General features: G+C 46.6%; 13 protein-coding genes and 1 pseudogene. 4 read left to right on the top strand and 10 right to left on the bottom strand.

Annotated features, from left to right (window positions below; genetic code table 11):
- Positions 1 to 210: 210 nt before the first annotated feature.
- Complete coding sequence (locus AB4Z45_RS20500) at positions 211 to 2,946, top strand: alpha-mannosidase (protein ID WP_441911233.1); 2,736 nt, start codon at positions 211 to 213, stop codon at positions 2,944 to 2,946.
- Between the two features lie 114 nt (positions 2,947 to 3,060).
- Here the strand turns inward: AB4Z45_RS20500 and AB4Z45_RS20495 are convergent, their stop codons facing one another.
- The 4 genes from AB4Z45_RS20495 to AB4Z45_RS20480 form a co-directional block, all read right to left on the bottom strand.
- A complete protein-coding gene (locus AB4Z45_RS20495) occupies positions 3,061 to 4,710 on the bottom strand; it encodes a response regulator transcription factor (protein WP_441911231.1) in 1,650 nt (549 codons plus the stop codon).
- A 241-nt stretch (positions 4,711 to 4,951) separates the two neighbouring features.
- A complete protein-coding gene (locus tag AB4Z45_RS20490; RefSeq protein ID WP_441911229.1) occupies positions 4,952 to 6,286 on the bottom strand; it encodes a DUF445 domain-containing protein in 1,335 nt (444 codons plus the stop codon).
- Positions 6,287 to 7,567 (bottom strand): DUF445 domain-containing protein, encoded by a 1,281-nt coding sequence (locus AB4Z45_RS20485; RefSeq protein WP_441911228.1) that lies wholly within the window; start codon positions 7,565 to 7,567, stop codon positions 6,287 to 6,289.
- 103 nt (positions 7,568 to 7,670) lie between these two features.
- Positions 7,671 to 8,615 (bottom strand): DMT family transporter, encoded by a 945-nt coding sequence (locus tag AB4Z45_RS20480; RefSeq protein ID WP_441911226.1) that lies wholly within the window; start codon positions 8,613 to 8,615, stop codon positions 7,671 to 7,673.
- Positions 8,616 to 8,731: 116 nt separating this feature from the next.
- On the opposite strand from AB4Z45_RS20480, the gene pdxR reads away from it, so the two are divergent.
- The gene (gene pdxR / locus AB4Z45_RS20475) at positions 8,732 to 10,105 is read left to right on the top strand and encodes a MocR-like pyridoxine biosynthesis transcription factor PdxR (protein WP_441911225.1); all 1,374 of its coding nucleotides are present in this window, start codon (positions 8,732 to 8,734) and stop codon (positions 10,103 to 10,105) included.
- A gap of 86 nt (positions 10,106 to 10,191) precedes the next feature.
- On the opposite strand, the gene AB4Z45_RS20470 is transcribed toward pdxR, so the two are convergent.
- Positions 10,192 to 12,498 (bottom strand): glycoside hydrolase family 95 protein, encoded by a 2,307-nt coding sequence (locus tag AB4Z45_RS20470; RefSeq protein ID WP_441911223.1) that lies wholly within the window; start codon positions 12,496 to 12,498, stop codon positions 10,192 to 10,194.
- Positions 12,499 to 12,592: 94 nt separating this feature from the next.
- On the opposite strand from AB4Z45_RS20470, the gene AB4Z45_RS20465 reads away from it, so the two are divergent.
- Complete coding sequence (locus AB4Z45_RS20465) at positions 12,593 to 13,468, top strand: helix-turn-helix domain-containing protein (protein WP_441911222.1); 876 nt, start codon at positions 12,593 to 12,595, stop codon at positions 13,466 to 13,468.
- A 117-nt stretch (positions 13,469 to 13,585) separates the two neighbouring features.
- Here AB4Z45_RS20465 and AB4Z45_RS20460 read toward each other — a convergent pair whose 3' ends face one another.
- Entirely contained in the window at positions 13,586 to 15,211 is a 1,626-nt protein-coding gene (locus AB4Z45_RS20460; RefSeq protein WP_441911220.1) for an S-layer homology domain-containing protein, read from the bottom strand.
- A 330-nt stretch (positions 15,212 to 15,541) separates the two neighbouring features.
- Between AB4Z45_RS20460 and AB4Z45_RS20455 the strand changes: the two genes are divergently transcribed.
- Positions 15,542 to 16,279, top strand: a complete 738-nt coding sequence (locus AB4Z45_RS20455) for a collagen-like protein (protein WP_441911218.1) — start codon at positions 15,542 to 15,544, stop codon at positions 16,277 to 16,279.
- An 89-nt stretch (positions 16,280 to 16,368) separates the two neighbouring features.
- On the opposite strand, the pseudogene AB4Z45_RS20450 reads toward AB4Z45_RS20455, so the two are convergent.
- The 4 genes and pseudogenes from AB4Z45_RS20450 to AB4Z45_RS20435 form a co-directional block, all read right to left on the bottom strand.
- Positions 16,369 to 16,604 (bottom strand): annotated as a pseudogene (locus AB4Z45_RS20450) (transposase); the annotation flags it as partial.
- Positions 16,605 to 17,188: 584 nt separating this feature from the next.
- Positions 17,189 to 18,307, bottom strand: a complete 1,119-nt coding sequence (locus AB4Z45_RS20445; protein ID WP_441911216.1) for a peptidoglycan-binding domain-containing protein — start codon at positions 18,305 to 18,307, stop codon at positions 17,189 to 17,191.
- 147 nt (positions 18,308 to 18,454) lie between these two features.
- Positions 18,455 to 19,198, bottom strand: a complete 744-nt coding sequence (locus AB4Z45_RS20440) for an IclR family transcriptional regulator (RefSeq protein WP_441911214.1) — start codon at positions 19,196 to 19,198, stop codon at positions 18,455 to 18,457.
- Positions 19,199 to 19,246: 48 nt separating this feature from the next.
- Positions 19,247 to 19,885 carry an ABC transporter permease gene (locus tag AB4Z45_RS20435; RefSeq protein WP_441911213.1) on the bottom strand — a complete coding sequence of 213 codons (639 nt, stop codon included), beginning with the start codon at positions 19,883 to 19,885 and terminating at the stop codon, positions 19,247 to 19,249.
- Between the last annotated feature and the right edge of the window lies 1 nt (position 19,886).

Here is a 19,886-nt window from a genome sequence, read left to right as displayed (position 1 = left end):
TAGACTTGTCCTCGATAATATACTTCATTGAGCTACTTTTGCAATAAGTAATTTAAGCTTGTTACAGCATTTCGATATGCATAATTCCACATTCCTGGCAAAGCGATAATAATACCCCTTAAAGTTTGCATATCCCTCATTGTGAGCAGCTTGCATATTCTTTAGACTAATGGCGTAATACCTAACCTACCAACGAAAAGAGGAACAACGATGACTGCATCGAAACGAGTGGTACATGTCATTTCGCATACCCATTGGGATCGAGAATGGTATATGCCTTACGAAGCCCATCATGTCAAGCTGATTGAGACAATGGACACGCTGCTGGAAACGTTCGAGGCCGATCCTGATTTTCGCAGCTTTTACCTCGATGGTCAAACGATAATTTTAGATGATTATTTGCAGGTGTACCCAGAGAAGCAGAGCCAAATACAAAAGCTGTGTGATGAAGGCAAGCTCTCTTTGGGTCCTTGGTATATTTTGCAGGATGAGTTTCTAACCAGCAGCGAAGCAAACGTAAGAAACTTGCAAATCGGACATCGGGATGCCAAAAAATATGGACCGATTTCGAAGCTTGGTTATTTCCCAGATTCGTTTGGCAATATGGGTCAAGCTGCTCAGCTTTTAAGACAAGCAGGCATCGATACCGCCGTGTTCGGAAGAGGTGTAAAAGCAACTGGCTTCAACAATCGGGTGGAAGATTCCTCAGGCCTTGAGTCCCCTTATTCCGAGCTCATCTGGCAGGCACCCGACGGTTCAAGCGTATTAGGCATCCTTTTTGCCAATTGGTATAACAACGGCATGGAGATTCCAGTTGATCCCCTCAAAGCAAAGCCTTACTGGGAGCATCGCCTTGCGCGAGCGGAACAATATGCTTCAACCTCGCAGCTGCTGCTTATGAACGGCTGCGATCATCAGCCCATTCAGACCAATCTCTCCGAAGCGCTCCGCGTGGCGAGAGAGCTGTTCCCTGCGTACGAGTTCATCCACTCCAACTTTGACGATTATGTAAAGGCGGTTCAGACGCAGCAGCCTCCGAACCTGAGCCTAACGCGCGGCGAGCTGCGCGGCCAGCAAACGGACGGCTGGTATTCGTTAGTGAATACAGCGTCTGCTCGTGTTTACATTAAACAGCTTAATCAACGAAATCAGACGCTGCTGGAGAAAGTGGCCGAGCCGATCTCTGCCATTGCTCATCAGCTCGGCAAGCCATATCCGCATGGTCTATTCCAATATGCCTGGAAGACACTGATGCAAAATCATCCGCATGACAGCATTTGCGGCTGCAGTGTCGATGAGGTGTACCAAGAAATGAAAACTCGTTTTGCCAAAAGCATGGAGGTTGGCAAAGCATTAACGACCGAGAGCGTTAAATTTATTAGCGCTAAGGTCAATACAAGTCATTTTGCCAATATCAGTGAGTCAGCTGCTCCCTTCATCGTCTTTAACTCAAGCGGCTATGAAGGCTCGTCAGTCCACCAATTCGAGATTGAATGGTCGCACCGTTTCTTCGATCAAAGCGAAGATCCTGTTGTCATTGCTAAGCAGGTTCAAGATCGGACGCACGCCGAAGGGTACTTGGTGAACGGCAGTGGTGAACGCATCGACTTTACTGCTCATGATTTGGGCGTTCGCTTCGGCTATGAATTGCCAAATGATAAATTCCGGCAGCCCTATATGGCTCGCGCACTGCGTCTGACCTTCGAGACCGGCATATTGCCTTCGATGGGATATGAATCTTTTGCTTGGATACCATGTCAAAATGAGATTAAAACTTCCGGCGAGAATCGCCATTCATTAGTGACGAGTGAACGAACACTGGAAAATGCTCGTCTTACATTGACGATAGAGGAAGACGGAAGTTTTACGGTTTATGATAAGAAAAGCCAGCAGCTGTTTTCGGATCTTGGCCATTACGAGAATGTAGGCGATATCGGCAATGAATATATTTTCAAGCAGCCAGTCGGCGACTTGCCGATCACGACTAAGGGCAGCAACGCCGAAATTCGAGTGGTTGAAGATTCGCCTTACCGAGCAGCCATTGAAATCACTCATCACCTTGCTATACCTGCACGGGCAGACGATCTTCTGGCTGAAGAAATCCGCACAATGGTTGAATTCCGGCAGCGGAAGGCTGGCAGATCAACTTCCCTTGTACCGCTAGAAATTGTGACACTAGTTAGCCTAGAACGTGAGGGCAAAGGTGTTCAAGTCCATGCGCGCATAGAAAATCAATCGCAAGATCACAGGCTGCGCGTGCTGCTTCCTTCGGATATTGCTGCATCCACACATTTTGCAGATTCAATCTTCGAGGTCGCTGAGCGTCAAAACGTTCCTGCAAAGGAATGGCAAAATCCGAGCAATGCTCAGCATATGCAGACGTTCATTGACGTGCACAGCGAGCATAGAGGCCTCACGATTGCAGGCAAAGGCTTAAATGAATATGAAGTGCTTCAAGATGGCAGAAATACGATCGCTGTAACCCTTCTGCGCTCCGTCGGAGAGCTTGGCGATTGGGGTGTATTTCATACGCCTGAAGCGCAGTGCTTAGGTACAAATGAAGCCGAATGGATGATCATTCCTTACGGCAGCGCTGAAGAACGTTTTGCCGCTTATCGCGAAGCCTATCGTTTCCCAATACCCGTTACGGCAATCGCAGCTGGATTGCATGATGGCGAGCTCGCTCCTGCTTGTGATTTCCTCAAATGGAATGGTGACCAGCTCGCTTTCTCCAGCCTGAAGATCAATGAAGAACGTGGCGACAGCATGGCAAGATGGTACAATTTAGCAGAATCCACGACCAGCTTAGCTATTCATCCAAGCGCTGCTTCTGCGTCCTATGTAAGTGACATTATGGAGAACGATAGCGCTAATAAGATCAAAAACAGCGTTCAGGTCGAAGGCTTCAAAATCGTAACGATTGGTTTAGCCGCTGCTTCAAAATAACCAAATCAAAAAATTAAAAGATAAAATGCAAAGAGGCAGTCTCCCAAGGTTATGCCGTTTTCACCTAGGAGTCTGCCTCTTCATGCTTCTTGCTGAGCGCAATTTTTCATCTCATTAGTGTGGCACAGCTGGCTCTTCATCCGCGATGCCTCTTTGTCGTCTATATTCCTTCGGCGTGCAGCCGACCTGCTTTTTAAACAGCTTCGAGAAATGCACCGGGTCCTTATACCCCACCTGAAATGAGATTTGATACACTTTGTATTTGATGTCGCCTAACATTTCCTTCGCCTTCTCAATCCGTATTTCTGTCAAATATTCCAAAAAGGTTTTCCGTTTCTCCTTTTTAAAGAGCTTGCTCAGCCATACCGGCGTCACATGAACGGCCATTGCAACGCTTTGAAGAGTTAAGCTTTCAGCATAATCCCTGTGCAATATTTTCTCCGCTTCATAAACGATCTGGCTCGGCGTATTGGACAGCTTGCGGAAATCTGCTGCAATTGCAAGTAGGAACAGCTCTGTTTGCACACGCAGCGACTGCAATGTATCGTATTGCTCTAATAGCTCCCACACCGCGATCGGATTACTGCCCAAATTTTTGCTTGGAACACCTGCCGCCGCTGCTCTGCGAAACACCTCGAACAGCCATTCAAATATTTTTTGCTGAATGTCACGCAATTGATTGAGACGCCAGGCTTGTACCATCTCCACAAATCGATCCATCGCTGCTGTAATTTCCTCATCCGTGCCATACTTCACGAGATCGAGCACCTCTTCAGGCTCGCTAAGCGACAAGTCACTCCCGTCACCCTCATAAAATAAACCCTGCTCCGTAAATAATCGATTGCCTCCGTATACAGCCTTTTGCTCCAATACGTTTATCGCTTCCGCATACATTTCATGAAGATTTTCAAATGTACAAGGTGTTGTTCGCATGCCAGCGCTTGCTTTCACCTTAACGAAATCGTTGATTCGCTGTAAGCAAAGCTGCGCCAAGCCCCGGCTCAGCTCCGCATGCTCTGGCCGCGAGCAGCTGAAAATGACAATCCATCGATTGCTGCTGTCCATGCAAAGCGCAAAGGGGTGAGGATAATCTTCCTCCAGCGTTTGATTGACCACATTGCCGATTCCGAACAATATTAAATCCTTTTCCTTCGTATGGCGATTCTCGATTGCTTTCAAATCATCAGCTTCCACAACAACAAGCGTCATATGCTGATTCGCTATCCACTCCAAATTCAAAGTCTGCAAGCGATGTCTTCTCCGTGCTTCACGGTAAGGATCATAGTCCTGCTCAATCATTTCTCTGAGCAGCTCCTCGCGCATTTTTGGAATCGCAAACCTCACTTGATTAATAAGCTGCTGTTCATTATGATGGTCCATTCTCTTTCGGTGGATATGATCCATCGTTTTTCTAACGATTTGGGTCAGCTCGTCCAAATTGATCGGCTTCAGGATATAGTCCATAACGCCGATTTGAATCGCCTGCTTCACCAGCTCAAAATCATCATACCCGCTTACAACAATCGCTTCCGGTTTATAATTTTCAACGGCAGTCAACGAACGAAGAAATTCCAGCCCCGACATCCGGTTCATTTTAATATCTGTGACGATAAGATCCGGTCTCATATCTAGTGCAAGCATTAATGCCGTATCCCCATCATCAGCCAGCAGTACCTCGTCAATTCCGAATGTTTCCCATGGAAAGCGGTTACGTAAACCTTCGCGGATTTCGAATTCATCGTCCACTATTAAAGCACGCAGCATCCTCTCACCTTCCCCTTCATGCATTTTCAAAGATGTTCAATACGGAACCATTACCTAACTACATACTACCTGACTGTATTTCGGATTACACGGGGGTAATTGCAAACTTTATGGTGTAGTATTAAATAAACGGATGCACCTGCGCACCTTCATACAATCATCAAAAGACAAACTCACTCAAAAATAAAAGCAGCTGTCCCAATAGGTCTCAAAAACCTGCTGGAAACAGCTGCTTCTCGTGTTATAACAAGTTCAAAATCGGCTCGTATACTCCGTACAGCAGAATATAAAATGCCGCTCCGAGCGCTGAGCCTATATAAGCTCCGTTCAAACGAATACGCTGCAGATCGGTCTCGACCTTGCTCTCGATGAAATGCACCAGCTTTTGCTCTGTGAAGCTATCAAGCGTCTTGCGTACGATGATTCCGATTATTGCATGCTCGGTTTCAATCATCTTCTGCACGAATTTCTGCACGTATTGCTCCAGCCAGCCCTTCGTTTCCTCGTTTGCTTTGAACCACTCCCAGTATGACATAATGAACTGATTAATCAGCTCCTTAATATCGGATGGATTGACGGAATGTTTCTGCGGCAAGGCTAGCTGCTGCTTCGGTTCGCTGATCAGCAGCTGTCTAAAGTTGCCGAGCAAAGCTTCAATAGAAGGAAGCAACGAGATCTTCTCAATCACTTCATCTCTCCATTCATCTACAGCAGCCGAAACATCCTCGCGGTGCTGCAAATTGTCGGCAAGCTGCAGCACCATTTCCTCCAGTAAAACACGAAGCTCATGCTCAGGATTCCGCAAATCATTAATAAGCAGCTGCAAATCGTCAAACAGCACATTTGTAGCATCGTCGAGATTCAGCGCATTCGTTGACTCAGCGATCTCCACTGCCATTTTTTTGAGCCACTTGGAGAAGATACTGCCTTGATTTACAAACTTCTCCTTCTCCTTGCCAAGCAGCTCACGAATGACAACCTTGGTTTGTTCTTCCGCTGCGCGTGCCGCTGCAAACTCAACGATCTGGCTAACCCAGCTTTGGAAATTGCCTTTAGCCATCACCCATTTGAGCGCCTTGCCCGCGTAAGGAGACAAGCTGATCTTCCCTAAGCTTTTTCGTGCTTTCTCATCCAATAAGACGGATAGACCTTTAATGTCCAGCTTGGCAAGCAGACCAGCCACCAGCGTCCAGCCTTGCTCAGCGAGCATACCGTTTGGTCGGCGATCGATCCACGAAATGCCGATCTCTACAAGCGATATTTGCTTTACCTTTTCCTTTAACAAATCTTTGCTGAGCAGCTGCTGCTCGACCATATTCGCGACGCCTTCAATCAGCTTATCGCGATTTCTAGGAATGATCGCTGTATGCGGAATCCACTTCCACCCAAATGGGTGACGGAACAATACCGTGACAGCAAATAAATCAGCTAATGCGCCAACGAGTCCCGCTTCAGTCGTGTAGAGCAGCATCCGTGCCCACCACTGGTCTGGGAAGACATATAAGCAGCAAGCCGCAATGACGAACAAGGCGGCAAGCAATATTAAGCTGCGGTTTGCTTTTTTTCTCATAGCCATTTATGCTCGCCCTCCAATCCAAAACGTCGCTAGATGCAGGACTACGCCGATAAGCGCTCCGATACCAATTCCGTTAATCCGAATGTACTGCAAGTCGCGTCCCGCTTTCTCTTTAACCAGCTCGATAAGCTCTTCTTCAGAGAAGCTGTTCAGCTTGTCAGTTACCATTTTGCCGATAAAAGAATGCTTCTGCTCCACCCATTTCAGCAGCGTCGTCTTCACGTATTGATCCAGCCGAGTAAGCAGCTCTGTATTTCCCACTACATAAGCTATTCCTTCTTCCACTTTATCCTTGATCCAAGGATAGCGTACCTGCTCGCCTTCCGCATTGGAAGCCGCAGCGAGTCGAATGGACTCCAGTCCCCGCTGGATGAACGCATCGAGCTTAAGCTCATCCTTAACAGATGCCAGAAGCGTTGTTTTCCCCGCTTCTATTCGGCTACGCAATTGTTCATCCGTACGCAGCCTTGCAACAAATTGCGCAATAAAAGCTTTGATTTCCTTGCGCTGCGGGTGGTCTTCAGCATGAAATTTCTGTAGAAAAGATACCAGCCACTCCTGCAATCGTCCGCTAATATTTGCCGCTTCCAGCCCTGCAGAGAAATCGATCAGCTTCCTTCTAAACTTATCGCCTTCGTAGGAACGAATGGCTGAATCGACGATTTGGCCTACAACAGCGCCAAATGGTGCCGATTTCACAATTTTGATAAGCTCCGGAATGATAAACTCGATAATCCGATCATCGTAACCATTTTTAATGGTCCAATCGCCAGCATCGGCAGCAATGTCTGCTACAGGAATCGAATCGGCATGCTCGAGAAGGAAGGTTTGAACGGTTTTGGCCAGTTCCTGCAAATCAATGGTCGTAATTACATCATCCGCCAGCTGCTGCAAAATGTCATTCACACCCTGTTCGCCGCCGTGCTGCTTCAAATATGTGACTAAAACGTCTGCAATATTGTATTCGTCAAGCCTCTCCCTAATATTCGGGATGGTTAACAATTCATTTTGAACCATTTGGACAAGCTCGCCAATCAAGCGCTCACGATTCCGAGAAATGATGTTGGTTCCCATCCAGACCGGCCACTTTATTTGCAAAGGATTTCCAAACAATGCGCTAACCGCAAAGGAATCCGCCAGTCCGCCGATCGTTGCAGCGCTAAATAAGGAAAATAACAGGCCTCCAATAAATGTTTCATGAAAGGGAAACGCCGCCAATATTCCGATCGCTGAGAAAAGAAGCGCTAAATCCGCTTTTTTCTTAATACTGAATTTGTTCATACACAAGCTCCATTCCTGATGATCGTTCCACATCAATTATCCCATATGTATAGGGTGTGAAACAATGGAGTTTCTATAATCTGAGAATTGATCTTTATAAAGATTAAGCGCTGCTGCTTTTAGGGCTTTTTTTCAGCTTCCGCGGCACTAATGAATCGCTCTTAGAAACTTGCCAAATGCCTAAGCAAACAAACGCTCCCCCTACGAGATGAGACCATGAGAAAGGTTCGTTTAAAATGCCGTAGGATAGAAGCACCGTGCTAAGCGGAATGCAGCTTGTGTAGACAGCGGCTGTTCCCGCACTCACTTTGGAAACACCGCGAAACCATAATATATAAGCCAAGGCGGTAACGAAAATACCATAATAAAACAACAGGCCGATATCGCCAACAGTTACACTGCTGAAATCGTATTGTTTAGCCTCAACAAGCGCAATAGGCAAAAACATGATGAATGAAAACAAGGTTACATAGGTTGTCCCAAGCAGTGAAGAGACATTGCTTGCGGTCATTTTGCGCAGGATCGTAAGCATCGATTCCCCAACAACTGCGCCTAAAATGAGCAAAAGTCCAATATACGAAGCTTGTGACGGAGGTGCAGAGGAAGGAATCAGCCATCCAGGCACCTGAATGCTAACAACACCCAGTATGGAGCAAATGATGCCTATTTTAATCGGATTCGTTAATTTTTCTTTTAAAATCATATACGAAAGGAAAGCAACGACCGCCGGCGTTAAGCTCGTCACAATACCCGCTTCGGTTGCGAGCGCGGTTCGCAGGCCATACAGCATGAATACGCGGAATAAAAACATCCCGAGAAACGCTTGCAGCAGTAAAAATAAAAAATCCTTTCTCCCGACTCGGAGCGAGGATTTGCCGCTTAGCATCAAAAACGGAATTAACAACAATAAAGCAATAACAAGGCTAATCGCCTGTGACAAAAAAACCGGCATCTGCATCGTCGTTATTTTGCCGGCTACTATGGAGCTTCCGATGAGAATAGCGGCAATGGTCAGCTCAACATACGCAATAATACGAGAATGATTCACATTCAGCAACCCCTCTACTTTTGTTTCATGTATACTGTAGCAAAGGGTCGTTAACTGGTTGTAGTGCCATTAAACAGGCATTTTCAAAGTACCACTTCCAAAGGAGTCTGGATATTTTGTGGCTGTCCATCGATAGACAAGCGAATTTGCCTATGTTTCGCCAGGTTTTTAACTCACTCCAAGCTGCTATTCTCTCGGGTGAGCTGCCTGCTGGCTACAAGCTTCCATCCACAAGAGAGCTTGCCTCGCAGCTTCATGTCTCGCGCAACGTGATTTTGGAAGCCTATGAGCTTTTATTAGCTGAAGGATACATAACAGGTCGCTCTGGTGCAGGAACTTATGTCGCTCAAGGAGCCTGCTTGCTTGGCTTCACGAAGGCGTCACCGTTACCATTACCCGCTTCATTAGCAGAATCGACGAACACATCAGAGCTCGATTTCATCTCGTTTCGAACAGGCCTGCCAGCACTGAATCTTTTTCCGACGAAAAAATGGGGCTCTATTTTGCAAAGTGTATGCATGGATTCCTCTATTGCTGAATTAGGTTATGGCGATCCGTCCGGTGATTTGGAATTGCGTCGTCTGCTATCTAAACAGCTGTGGATTTCAAGAGGAGTCGTCAGCAATCCCGAACAAATTATAATTACAAACGGTGCGGTACAGGCGCTTCAGCTGATCGTTAAGCTGCTGCTGAGAGACGGGGAAGATGTTTTAGTCGAAGATCCGTCCAATGTAGATTTAAAGACGATATTAACCTCTACAGGAGCCGCGCTACATGGCGTTCCCGTTGACGATTCCGGCCTATTAACCCACAAGCTTCCCGTAAACCTGCGGCCAAAATGCATCTATGTCACACCCTCTCATCAATTCCCGCTTGGCGGCATTTTACCGATACAAAGGCGGATTGAATTAGTTGAATACGCCCGCCAAAACGGCAGCTTTATCCTCGAAGATGATTATGACAGCGAATTCCGGTATGACGGCGCTCCTATCCATTCACTCCAAAGCTTATGTCCTAAGCAGGTTGTCTATATTGGAACCTTCAGCAAAATCATGTTCCCTTCGCTGCGAATCGGCTATATGATTGTCCCTGAACCGCTAATCGAGTCCTGTCGTCAGCTTAAGCGGCTGTCTGACTATCAAACGCCTATGATTGAGCAGCTCGCTTTGATTCGTTTCATGAACAGCGGATCGCTTAATGCTCATATTTTAAAAATGAAAAAGTTGTACAAAAAGAGACGCCAGCTGCTGCTTGATGCTTTACATGAGCAAATTACACTGCCTTACCACATATGTGGACGAGCAGCTGGTTTGCATTTGGTCGCTCAGTTTGAAGCGCAGCTGCCGGAAGATTTAATAAACCGGTTGGAAGCAGCGTCTGTATTTGCGGCCTTGCTGCCGAATAACCGGATGCTGCTTGGATACGGGCATTTGGATGATCAGCAAATTTATGAGGGCGTCCGGCGCATTGGTAAAGCCCTAATGAATTGAATCTCTCCAGCCGAGAAAAGCCGGCAACCCAAAGAAACCAGCTGCACCCGATTATCAGGTACAGCTGGTTTTCTTTGGGCTAACCTCTACTTCGGAGAAAGCACGTACTCGCTTCCGGCGCTCACCGTCCATGATACAAGCCCATCCTTGCTGAATACGTCTTTCACCTCACGGCCATCTTCCCTTACGATGAGCGGAATGCTGCTTTGCACGACGCAGCTATTAGCTGCGCCAGCACGTAGGCGTGCCTCAACAAGCAAACCATTTGACCAGCGGATGTCCACCTCGAAGCCTCCTCTTGCACGGAGACCTGTCACTTCTCCATGAGGCCATGCGTCCGGCAAAGCAGGCAATACATGCAGGCTGCCCGCATGGCATTGAAGCAGCATTTCCGTTATGCCTGCAGCGCCTCCGAAGTTGCCATCGATTTGGAACGGAGGATGATTATCAAACAGATTTGGCAGCGTGGAATGACTTAGTAGATCTTGCACATTCGCATACGCCTTCTCCCCGTCCTCGAGCCTTGCCCAGAAATTAATAATCCAAGCTCTACTCCAACCCGTGTGACCGCCGCCGCTTGCAAGCCGTTGATCTAGCGTTACTCTGGCAGCATTTGCCCATTCAGGTGTTCCTCTAACCGTAAAGCGCTTGCCCGGATGCAGGGCGAACAAATGCGAGATATGACGATGTCCCGGCTCCGCTTCCTCGTAATCCTCCATCCATTCTTGAATTTGCCCATGTTTGCCAATTGCAGGCTCCGGCAAACGGGCTCTCATATTGTGCCAAAGCTCCTGCTCCGATGAGTCGATGCCGAGCTTCTTCGCTGCTTCTGCGCAAGCCGTAAACAATTCATATAAAATTTGACTATCCATCGATGCACCGATGCATAACGTACCGGATTGTCCATTTGGCAATAAATAGGTATTCTCAGGAGATACAGAAGGATTCAATACGAGCAGACCATCCTCTGTTTCCGTCAAGAAATCCACAAAAAATTGTGCCGACTCCTTCAAGGTTGGATATATTTGCTCAAGAAAAGCATCATTAAGGCCATATTCATAATGCTCCCACATATGCAGGCAAAGCCAAGCCGCACCAAGCGTCCAATACGAGGCTGGCAAATAAATGTCTTGCGGAGCGGTATCGCCCCAAATGTCGGTATTATGATGAGCGACAAAACCTCCACAATCGTACATTGCTCTTGCGGTTATTCTGCCAGGTTCACGCATCCGTTCGATGAGATCAAATAACGGTTCATGGCATTCTGCTAGATTCCCCGCTTCTGCCGGCCAATAATTCATTTGCGTATTAATATTAATCGTATATTTGCTGTCCCATGGCGGCAGCATCTTCTCATTCCAAATGCCTTGCAAATTGGCAGGAAGCGAGCCCGGACGACTGCTTGAAATGAGCAAATAGCGGCCAAATTGATAATATAAGGCCATTAAGCCTACATCGGCGCTGCCTTCTTGAACTAGCTTTAAACGCTCATTTGTAGGTACATCGGCAGCATTCGAATGAGCAGCATCCGTTAAGCGTAGCTGTACCCGCTTTGACAATGAAGTGAAATCTTGAATATGACGCGATTTCAATTCATCATAGCTTATTAAGCCAGCTCGGACTCCTGCATCGACAGCATATGCCTCCGGATCAGCATGACGGAAAGAAGTTGCTGCGGTTAATAGAAGCGTTACGCTATTGGCGCCTTCCACGATGAGATGCTCGCCAATAATTGATACAAAGCCGCCATCCGCAACCGCGCGCAAAGAAGTTCGGAAATCAGATCCGCCTGAACCGCCGCACATGCCGCGCATCACGATCGTATTCTCGTCTGCTTTCACCAGCTCGTCATAGTAGCGATTACTGCCGCGCAGTAAACGGGCTGTAAAGCTAATGCTTCCCGGTTTATCTGCTGAGAATCTTGTAACTAGCGCTTCATCTGGGAAACTAGCAAATGTCTCACGGGCAAAATGTACTTCTCCTTTAGTAAAGGTTACACTTGCAATACCGTTGGTGATATCGAGAGCTCGGACATAATCTCGTACTTCTTCTTTCGAATCATATCTTATGTTTAGCTCTAAATCTCCAAGCGGCATATAGTGCCTCTGTGTCTCGGGAACGCCAGATAAAGCCATCGCAGATAAATCATGCGCTTCATGCAGTCTTCCCTCTCTCAGAAGCTCACGAATTTTCGGCAGATGTGGCAGCGCATCTGGATTGTTGCGATCACGCGGTCCGCCATACCATACGCTGTCTTCGTTCAGAGCAATTCGCTCACGTCTTATGCCCCCAAATACCATGCCACCGAGCTTACCATTGCCAACAGGCAGTGCTTCCTCCCAATTGGAGGCAGGCTCCTTATACCATAAGCGCGTTTCTTCAATCTGTGTCATCTTCCATTCCCCTTTTCATTCATCTATTATTTAAGAGAACAATCCATTACTATATTAATAATCCTTCAAAAAACATTGGATGGCGGTGCCGCAGGTGGATAGAACAAGTGAACAACATGCGTTATCTGAGCTGCTGCAGTCGCTGCAGCTAAAATTGCTTATGGCGCATAAAACGCAAGTCTCTCTCAATTGGGGAGAAACCAATTCTGTTCCCGAGTACAATAAGCTATATTTTATTTGCGAGGGGGAAGGTTGGATTCGCATTGGCAACGACGACTATTATCCTAAACCCGGTCAGCTGTTTCTCACGCCTGCGCATACAAAGATATCGTTCTCCTCTTTAAATCATCGTCCATACTTAAAGTATTGGTGCCATTTCAATATCATGGCAGGTCCCCTTGATCTTTTTCAGTGGATTGGGGTTCCTCTTTGCATCAACATTCAGGATACGAACAGCATGATGCGCTTGTTCCATGAGCTCATCGAATGGCATAAACAAGATTCAATTGTTGCCAGGCTCCGAGAAAAAGCTGTATTGCTGGAAATCATAAGCTGTTTTCTCGAATCCGTTCCAATTCGCGTGCTGCAGCACCGAACCGAAGAGATGAACCGTTTGAACGTCATACAGCAATATGTAGATAGTCGTCTTCATACGAGCATCAGCGTCGATCAAATGGCCGAAGCTGTTCATCTTCATCCCAACTATTTTAGTTCCTATTTCAAAAAACATTTCGGAATGCCTCCGCTTAAATACGTCAGCCGCAAACGAATAGATCGCGCCAAACAGCTCTTAACAACAACCTCTCGCAGTATTAAGGAGGTTGCCGATCAATCCGGTTTTAAAGAAACGAATCATTTCACGAAATTTTTCCGTAAAGAAACAAATCTAACCCCAACCGATTATCGAACAGCCTATTCGGAGAAGCGATCGTTTCAAGACGATAATTCAATTATAAAAGCGCATTCATAATGTGACGATGTAAGAAACTAAGGTATAAGGGTATAATTCTAAGGGTCTGCCTTCTAATGGCGAAAAAAAAAAGGACAAGCAGCTGTATCAGTCTGCTTTGTCCTATTTTTTTGCTGCTTAATGATGATAAGAAGAGATCATAGTCCAATCGGCATCCGTTAATTGATTGATTTGCCATACCGCAACACCACGCAGGCCAAACGCTTTCGCTAAACGTATTTTGGCTTCGATGCTTTGCGTATTCTCATACCAAAGTAGATGCGAGCCTCTATCGTCCTTAAACGTAATTTGATTCAAAAAGTACGGCAGCTGCATGACGGATTTGGTATCTGCAGCTGTTAAGCGACTTTCTACAGCAGCAATGGCTGGCGACCGGAAAAACTCTACAGTACCATCTGCCTTTGTAGTCCATTGGTTAGCCTGCTTAGAAATGCCTAGTTTCAGCTTAGCTGCTGGAATATACGAGAGTATATTTCGTACGGAATCACCAACAAGCGTAAGCGGCGCAGACGGCAATCCACTTTCCTCATGCGTAAATTCATAGGCCATCAATATAACTTCATCAGCCAGTTCGCCAATTTGTTTGTAATCATAACCTGCATAATAATAAGAAGGCGGTACAACTGCCGTAAGTGATATTTCACTGCTTAGTTCGGCCTTAATTGCGCGAAGCAGCTCAACGAAAGGCTGCTTATACTCAGCAGGTACCATGCCTTCAAAATCAATAGCCACTCGCTCAAAACCATACAATGGATTAGCGGCTGCCTCGACTACTGAACTAGCAAACGCTTTGCGAGCTTCAGCATCGATTATGAAATCACCAAGCTTCTGAAGCGTTGTATTCCCAAAGATCATTAGCGTCTTTGTAGAACCACTCGTTTCTGCCGCTGTCAGACTCTGCTTCCAGTCGCTTGGCGGCGACAAAAGAACGGATGCTTTGCCTGCTCCCTGATAGTCAAGCTTAGCCCAGTCAAAGATAACCTCATCTGCGGCGGCGAATCTATCCAGTTTTTTGTAAGGTCCACCTGCTGCAAAAAAAGCTGATACCTCAAGCTGGCGGATTTCGCTTTGGGAGCTGATCATCCGATCAACAATGGCCGCTGCCTCACGTCGTGATAACGACTTTTTCGGAAGAAACAAGCCTTTATTGTCCCCTTGCATAATGGAATCCGCGTATGTACGCAGCACGTACGGTGCAAGGTTTTTATCCACTTGATTCATATCGGCAAATGCGGCTTTCTCGCTAGCTTCCAGCCAGCCTGTATCTAACCATTGCTGTTTCTCATCTGCCGTTTTTCCTTGGAGCAGCGCAAAAGCCGTTAAAGCTGCTACTTCCTCACGCTTAATATTTTGACTCGGATTAAATTTCCCATTTACGATGAGCAAATCCAACCAACCAGCGTCATATGCGGGTTTAATAGAGGCATAAGACCAACGATCCTTGGCTACGTCGGAGAGTCCAGCAGACTTCTCTTTATCTATCACTGGTTTAACGGATTGGACTAGCAGCTTTACGAATGCTTCTCTCGTAAGTTCGGCACTTGGACGAAAGGTTCCATCCTCATATCCAGAAACAACTCCAAGTGCGACTAAACGATAAATAGATTCGGCTGCCCAATCCTTAACAGGCACATCACGATAGGGCTTTAATTGCGCATCATACGCAAACGCCTGCATGGCGTTTCCCAGCATAAACATCAGCAGGATTCCAATAATAACGGTTGTTTTCCCTTTGAACCTCACTACATCCTCTCCTTTATGAGCATAGCTCTCACTCTATCGATTATTCGATAGAATCATATCCTATATTCCATAAAAAGTCTAATAGACCCAACTTTTGGGCGGCGAAATCACCCTATCATTAACCCATTTTTCTTAAAATAGTTTTTAGTCTAGTTAAAAATGGTTATTCATCCAACCTTAAAAAAAGGTATAAACGTACACTAAACCATCAATAGGGAGGTGTCTTTAGTGAGCTGTTTGCGTAGAAAAAAGCGCTGCAAAAACGTACGTGTAATAGTATGCAGATCCAGAAAAAGAAAAAAACGCTGTAATAGAGTTGTTAAAAAGATTGTGAAGGTAACATGTCCTCCTCCTCAAGTAAATGTAACTGCTCCGGCAGGACCAACCGGACCTCAAGGACCCCAGGGTATTCCTGGTTCAGTAGGAACAACTGGTGCGACTGGCACTAATGGGGCACCTGGAGCTGCTGGCGCAACTGGCGCGACTGGCACTAATGGAGCACCTGGAGCTGCTGGCGCAACTGGCGCGACTGGCACTAATGGGGCACCTGGTATTACAGGTGCAACGGGTACTAATGGGACACCTGGTGCGACTGGTACTAACGGGGCAACTGGAGCTACAGGCGCAACTGGCGTAGCCGGAGGGGTATTAAGCTTCGCTGATTTTTTTGCATTGATGCCGCCTGATAATGCAGCAACAGTTGCTGTCGGTGCAGATGTAAGTTTCCCGCAAGATGGACCTACTAGCGGAACTAACATTACTCGTACTGGTGCTACTACGTTTAACTTAGCTGTAATTGGAACGTATCAGATTTTGTTTCAAGTAAGTGTGACCGAACCGGGGCAGCTGATTTTAACCGTTAATGGCGCTGATCTAGCTTATACAGTGGTTGGCCGAGCAACAGGTACTTCTCAAATTGTAGGGATGGCTCTTATACAAACGACTGTCATTAATTCAATACTCACCGTGCGAAACCCTGCGGGCAATTCCACGGCACTTACGATCACACCTCTCGCTGGAGGAACAAGACCTGTTTCAGCTCATCTTGTTATTACGCAAATCGCATAATCGCAAGCAGAATGACTGTTATTGAAACATCCAAAAGCATAAGAATGATGCAGTCTCAAAAGTAATAAGTACGCTAGACAGAGAGCACACTATGAACAAAAATGTTGGGAAACATGAAAAAATAGCGGTGGAGGACTATTCCTGTCCGCTATTTTTCTGTTTTGGTGTATAGCTGCTTGGTTAAGCAGATTGTAGGCAAGCGAAAGACACCCGACCTCTAGACTTACCTTAGGCAAGCCGCGAATCAGAAAACGCCGAAATCCCTGGTTATTCTTGACTGACCGTATACACTTCCGGATTCAATTATTCGTCTTACCGACAACGAACGCATCTTTGTCCTTGTTATTACTACTTTAGGTAAGCGAGTTTACACTTTTTCTTTATTTTGATGCTATTTTGAGATGTGTCCAACACCAATCTCCGCGATCTATGTCCAGCTATCCTGTACGATTGCAGGAACTTCGGCCTTTTTAGCTGTGTTGGAGAGTTATGTTGTATTTTCGCAATAACTTGCTATATGGTCTGTCATTTTAGCACTTTAAGAGCGCTTATATTGTAGGAAATACAATATAGCTACACGTAAATGTGAGAAAGATGCCGCTATCCTGCGAATATGCATGATAGAAAATAATGAAGAACAATGTAGAAGTACATATTTGCCTAATTAGAAAAGGGGTTATCCCAAAAGGGTAAATCGGTGTGAAAGAATCCCATAGTATGTGCAAAAGAACCTTCAAAACCACTATGAAAGTGAATCTGAAGGTTCTTTTTTTGCCAGCATATTACGTGAAGTGTGGGGGCTGTATGATTAGGAAATTCTTTAGGTACAGCCCCTTTTAAGTTTATATCGTTCCATTAGTTAAAAAACTTTTATTCTCTGCTTCCCATATCATCAATGATACGAGTTGCTTAATGGCTTCCATTCGGCCCTTGGTTTTCCGTTTGAGCGCCGCCCTTGCCTTGATTTTCTGATGGAGCTTTGTTGCTTTGGTTATTAGAGTTGCCTCCACCGATACCTTGGTTATTGCCTTGACCTCCGCCAATACCGCCACCTTTGCCACGGTTTTCTCCTTGGCCTCCGCCAATGCCGCCGCTTTTACCGCGGTTTTCTCCTTGGCCTCCGCCAATGCCGCCGCTTTTACCGCGGTTTTCTCCTTGGCCTCCGCCAAACCCGCCGCCTTTGCCACGATTTTCTCCTTGGCCTCCGCCAATGCCGCCGCTTTTGCCACGGTTTTCTCCTTGGCCTCCGCCAAATCCGCCGCCTTTGCCTTGGTTCTCACCATAACCTCTGCCAGCTCCGCCGCCTGCACCGCCACCAGCTCCGCCGCCTGCACCGCCACCAGCTCCGCCGCCTGCGCCACCACCAGCTCCGCCGCCTGCTCCGCCACCAGCTCCGCCGCCTGCACCGCCACCAGTTCCGCCGCCTCCGCCGCCTGCGCCACCACCAGCTCCGCCGCCTGCGCCACCACCTGCTCCGCCACCAGCTCCGCCGCCTGCACCGCCACCTGCACCGCCACCAGCTCCGCCGCCTGCGCCGCCACCAGCTCCGCCGCCTGCACCGCCATCAGCTCCGCCGCCTGCACCGCCGCCTGCACCGCCACCAGCTCCATTGCCAGCGCCTTTACCGTTGCCGAGTCCTTTTGCTTTACCTTTCCATTTTGCTTGCGTTTTTGCCTTCGTTGCTGCTTTCTTCTCCGAATAGGAATAAGAAATAGATTGTAGCGTTTTAGCATCTACGGCGCCTGTTGTAGGCAAGCCATGTGTTTTTTGATAATATTTTACGCCGCGCACTGTAGAAGGCCCATAACGACCGTCAATTTTACCAGAATAGCTGCCCAGGGATTTCAGCATGCCTTGAATAACATAGACATCTGGACCCTTAGCATTTTTGCCAATCGCTTGTCCAGTATGAGGCATACTGAACATCAATGTGATCGCGAGTAATGCAGCACCTATGTACCTTGCAGCAAACCTCCCAATCTTATTGCGTTGTTCATCCAATCCAATTGCCTTTTTATGTTGTTGCATGCAAAATACACCATCCTTTTTGATTCTTGAATTTAACTCCCCCCTTACTATCCCCAAATATTTAATTTCATTCCACACTGAATCAATAAAAAAAAGCGGATCGCTTATTTGCGCTCCGCTACTCTTCTACATCTTATTTGAAAATACTTATGCCAAACCGCCGAGCTTGCACGAAATTTGTGATGCAGCCGCTTTTACATATTGGATCACATTGGGAATTTCATTCTCGTTAAGCCGATGGATAGGTCCTGCTGCAGATAAGCTGGCTACGATTCGCTGCTGAGGATCAAAAATAGGGGCAGCAATTGCGAAAGCATCCGTATCCACCTCACCCAAAGTAAAGCAATAACCCGCTTCCCTAATACGATGCATTTCTTGCAAAAGCGATGGTTTGCCGGCATCTTCGCCAAAAAGCTTGCACATTTCTTCAATAACTTTGTCATTTTCATTAGCGAGCAGCGTTTTCCCTGAAGCGCCTGAATTAAGCGGCAATATTCTGCCATTTTCAATAGAAAGCCTAATCAAACGTTTACTCGTTACATTTTCGATACAAATGGCTTTGGAACCGGAGCGGACAAAAAGCACCGTCGTTTCATTCGTAAGTGCAGTGAGATCCTCCATTATCGGCCTCGCAATCGTAAGAAGCTCCTTCTCGATTTGCTGCGATAAGCTTCTTGCTAAATCAAAAATACGAAGACCTAAACCGATTTGTCCTCTGCCCTTGCGCTCTACGAAACCATTTTTTATAAGTGTTTGAATAAAACGATATGCGGTACTGTCGGGGATGCCTACCTTCTCCGCAATTTCACTAACCGTGAGCGTTGCACCCGATTCAGCGAGCACGAATAAAATATCGATAGCACGTCCTAATGTTTGAGTTCCATTCATCATTGCACCTCAAAATATTTACAATAGTAGTCAATTATAAGGATCAGTATATCATACCCTTTGTTCTCCGCGTGCTCTGCGCATCGTTGATTTTTCAACTTGCAGCAAAATCGTATTTGTAGATAAAGCTAATAACGATACGAGCAGCGTGCCCCATACCATTTTTGGCACAGAGTTTTGATATAAGCCTTCGAATAAAATACCGCCTAACCCGCCGGCATTAATCCACGCCGCTATGGTTGCTATACCTATTACCGATACCGATGCTATGCGAATGCCGCCAATAATGACAGGCAGTGCCAGCGGCAGCTCGATATGGACGAACAGCCTCCACTTGCCATAGCCCATTCCTTTGGCTGCTTCAATAATCGAAGGTTCAATCGATTGAAAGCCTGAAATGACATTTCGCACCAATATCAGCTGACTATATACCACTAATGCGATAATCGCCGGCTTGCTGCCAAGGCCAACTAGCGGAATAAGCAAAGCGAACATCCCGAGGCTTGGAATCGCATAGATAATGCCGAGTACGGACAAAATAGGAACGGAAATCCGCCGATGCCTCGACAGCCAATAACCTAATGGCAGCGCAATAACAAGTGCGATAAATAACGAAACAAAGGTGAGATAAATATGCTCCAGCAACGAGGTTAACAAATCATCATAATGGCGGGTTAAATAATCAAGCATT

The sequence above is a fragment of the Paenibacillus sp. MCAF9 genome (assembly GCF_052114265.1).
Lineage (GTDB): Bacteria > Bacillota > Bacilli > Paenibacillales > Paenibacillaceae > Pristimantibacillus.
The sequence above is the reverse complement of the archived record's forward strand: the minus strand, read 5'-3'. Positions and strand labels throughout refer to the sequence as shown.